We start from the raw sequence: 1,054 nt of genomic DNA, 5'->3' as shown, positions 1-1,054 counted from the left end.
TAATTATGATAGCAGATAACGTCGGGAAGGGGGATTTATGCGACATAACCCATTTTAACTCACCTATTTTTGTTTAAGATAATGAAATATAAGCTCATTATTCATGAGTTGATAGTTTGTTGCATCATAAAGGTCTCTATCTGTACTTGCCATGTCTGACCTTGCTAAATTGTTACGCCCTCTCATGATTGACAATTCCCTTATGATTTCAATATTTTCAGCCGTGTTGCGTGATAGTGTTGATTCATGGCGTTTAATGTCAAGTTGTTCTTCATCCGTTGAAAGACCGAAATATTGCTTGTCTTTCATTCGCTTATAATTCTTTAATTGATAGTCAGTTACCCTTAGTATTTCCTGCTTTAACTGATCGTCTGTTAAATAAGGCTGACGCATTAGCACCGTATCTTTTGCTGTTATCTCCAGTGAACGCCTCATGGATATTAAATTTCCACCGTCTTTATTCCTTGCAAACCACTTGCCCCAATCCTTATAATTCATTCTTGGCTGGGTTACAATGCTTCTTGTGATAATAGGTTTTTTCTCTAAAAAACTAAAGTCACTTTTACTGGATAGCTTGCTAACATGCTCAATATTTTCTGATTGCGCACCAAGTCTGCTGCTTACAATTTCCTCTATTGAATCTTTTTCTTCTAGCTCTTCATGCACCATCCTGCCTGTGGGGTCAGAGCTGATAATGACATGACCAGCATCGTAGCTGTAGTGGCTAGTGAATTGTTTTACGGGGTCTTGAGAAATAAATCGGCCGGTCGCATGGTTTAAATACCTATCATTAAGATAACTTAAATGACCAAGAGAGGATAAATCTAAGAAAAGTGAGAATAAGAGTGGTGACATTTTTTTTCAAAAAAACCGGTTTGCAGGTTAAATATTTTAATAACCCTGCCCTGACGCATGAACTCAACCACTATGCACTGAAAGTGCATAGGTTGCGACTGGACTGGAAGTCCAAAACTAACTATTCAAGAATCAGGCGCGCCATGCTACCTCACGAAATTCCGGGACTCCTGTCGCCATAATTCGTTCACCTACGCAG

1 protein-coding gene is annotated in these 1,054 nt (G+C 38.9%); it reads right to left on the bottom strand.

Going from position 1 to position 1,054, the window contains the following annotated elements; translation table 11 throughout:
• Positions 1-63 precede the first annotated feature (63 nt).
• Positions 64-855: a hypothetical protein gene (locus CDZ78_RS19320; RefSeq protein ID WP_087871426.1), complete on the bottom strand. Its 792-nt coding sequence runs from the start codon at positions 853-855 to the stop codon at positions 64-66.
• Positions 856-1,054: the final 199 nt, after the last annotated feature.

The organism is Bathymodiolus platifrons methanotrophic gill symbiont, assembly GCF_002189065.1.
Classification (GTDB): Bacteria; Pseudomonadota; Gammaproteobacteria; order Methylococcales; family Methylomonadaceae; genus Methyloprofundus.
This window is presented reverse-complemented; position numbering and strand designations above follow the sequence as displayed.

Coding starts and splice junctions, on each gene's coding strand:
- CDZ78_RS19320 (WP_087871426.1), bottom strand. CDS start 855: ATGTCACCACTCTTATTCTCACTTTTCTTAGATTTATCCTCTCTTGGT.